Annotated in this window: 4 protein-coding genes; 3 read left to right on the top strand and 1 reads right to left on the bottom strand. The window is 57.3% G+C overall.

Features of this window, described 5'->3' with window-relative positions; all coding sequences use genetic code 11:
- Positions 1 to 272, bottom strand: a 272-nt coding sequence (locus BGIM_RS54300; protein ID WP_020474598.1) for a helix-turn-helix domain-containing protein, incomplete at its 3' end; no start/stop codon positions are given.
- A gap of 326 nt (positions 273 to 598) precedes the next feature.
- Between BGIM_RS54300 and BGIM_RS63900 the strand changes: the two genes are divergently transcribed.
- Genes BGIM_RS63900 through BGIM_RS0136570 form a run of 3 tightly spaced genes read left to right on the top strand, consistent with a single transcriptional unit; the run spans position 599 to position 1,682 of the window.
- Positions 599 to 862 carry a hypothetical protein gene (locus tag BGIM_RS63900; protein WP_157369686.1) on the top strand — a complete coding sequence of 88 codons (264 nt, stop codon included), beginning with the start codon at positions 599 to 601 and terminating at the stop codon, positions 860 to 862.
- Complete coding sequence (locus BGIM_RS54295; RefSeq protein WP_157369685.1) at positions 859 to 1,407, top strand: hypothetical protein; 549 nt, start codon at positions 859 to 861, stop codon at positions 1,405 to 1,407. Before BGIM_RS63900 ends, BGIM_RS54295 begins: the two co-directional genes overlap by 4 nt.
- On the top strand, positions 1,407 to 1,682 hold the full coding sequence (locus BGIM_RS0136570) for a hypothetical protein (RefSeq protein WP_020474595.1): 276 nt from the start codon (positions 1,407 to 1,409) through the stop codon (positions 1,680 to 1,682). The genes BGIM_RS54295 and BGIM_RS0136570 overlap by 1 nt, the downstream gene beginning before the upstream one ends.
- The last annotated feature ends 246 nt before the right edge of the window (positions 1,683 to 1,928 follow it).

Here is a 1,928-nt window from a genome sequence, read left to right as displayed (position 1 = left end):
CATCCGACCAGGATGGCCGCCCACGCCGTCAGGCGACGAGGCCGTCGCGGAGGAAGGGCCAGGGCGTTGATCCCGTTCGCCCGATACCGTCCGGCCCATCGGGACACCGTCGCCGACGAGCAGCCAAGGCCGGCGGTGACGACGGCCCATGTGGCCCCGGCGTGCAACAGTAACAAGATGACGGCCCGCTGCCGGGAGGCATGGTCCGGGGCCGTGGCGAAACGATCAAGCAAGGCGGCGCGGTCGGCCGGCGTCAGAGTGATACAACACATGGGGGCTTGCGTCCTGCGGAAGTTCGTGTGGTAACGACTACCGTAGGGCCAAGACCCGCTTTTCGGCAAACTCGCACTTTCGTTCGACGTGGGAGCTATTTAGAGTTCAGGAATCGGCAAAGTGCGACCCACGAGTCGATCCGCTTCCGAAGAAACTTCTGCGGGACGAACTCTTCGCGTGGCTCGCGGAAGAAGCTCGCAAAATTGAACAGCCGACTACTACGCCTGCAGGCGAACGCCTGCGACAAAAGCTGGCGGCAGCAAAGATCGCCGACACTGACATCAACGAAGCCGCTGAACTTCGTCGGAACTTTCGCCAAGAGCAAATGTCCCCTCAGTATGTGGGCAAAGAAGACCAGCAACGAATCATCCGTGAAATCGGGGCAAGGCTGCTCGTGCTGCGCTCTCGTCTTGATTCGGGCAAGCTGGACGATGACGGGGTGAACTTCCACGCTACTTGCGTCGAGGAGATTCAACGTATCCCGGCCGAACTCGGGTTGGCCAACGCCGTCGATGTGTCGTTCCTTCTCGGCTGCATGTACAACATCACCGACCGATGCCCGCATCGATTCAGGAGGGCGACATCATGAAGTCGGCCTCTCGTTTAGCTCTCGAACCCGCAGGTTTTCCCGTACTTGCGGATGATGTGCTTGAGTTCCACGCCGCCCGGCTTTTACTACTGCTGAAGCACGCCGGGATCGGCAACAAAATCGATGGTCTGACAAAGCTCGCCAAGCTTGACTTCTTCGTTCGATACCCTCAGTTCTTTGAGGCGGTTTGTAAGAAAATCGGGAAGCAAGTTGAATCCCCAAAGCACGGGATTGAGTCATCCATGGTTCGGTTCCATTATGGGCCGTGGGATAAGCGGTACTACCACGTGCTATCCTACCTTGAAGCTAAGGGGCTGATTGCCGTCGAAAGCGAGGGGGCAAAATTCGTGTTTCGGCTAACCGATTCCGGAAAACAGATCACGAAGGCGTTAGATCAAAGCGGGAACTTTACAGATTTGATCGCCCAGATGAAGGCGGTGAAAGTCGTGTTCGGGAACAAAGCGGGATCGACGCTCAAGGACCTCATTTATCAGACCTTCGATGCAGAGGTTGCATCACTTCATCTCGACGAGGTCATTGGCTAATGGCGAACCCTACACTCGTCGTCCGTGAACTGTTTCGACTGCCTTCTGGTGGCCCCGAAGATCGTTTGGAATTTACCACCGGTGTTAATCTGCTTGTCGGCCCGCCGAACACGGGGAAGACGAAGTGGCTCATTATGCTCGATTACGTGCTCGGGGATGTCAACGACCCCCGCGAGAAGTTTGAAGAACTTTACGACAAGTATGAATCGGTCACTGCGGTCTGCATTCTCGCGGGAGAAGAAATAACAATTGAACGGCGGTGGCGCGAGTTTTGAAGTTGCGCTTTTTGCTGAGGAGAGTGGGCCGGGATAGAAAAACGAGACTCCCCCGGCCGGATCGGTTGGGCCGTGAGGCCGGGTGATCACCAACCGGAAGGAGTCTCGGTCATGATTGTGCAAGAAGGACTCCCCGGAATCAAACAGTTTCTTCGTCCGGCCGGCCTGAGTCCCCGGGCGCTCGGCCTGGTGATTCGTTGCGTGGCGGCGTTTTGTTTGCATTGGGGGCGCATGAGCGCCTCGCAA

This window comes from Zavarzinella formosa DSM 19928, assembly GCF_000255705.1.
Lineage (GTDB): Bacteria > Planctomycetota > Planctomycetia > Gemmatales > Gemmataceae > Zavarzinella > Zavarzinella formosa.
The sequence above is the reverse complement of the archived record's forward strand: the minus strand, read 5'-3'. Positions and strand labels throughout refer to the sequence as shown.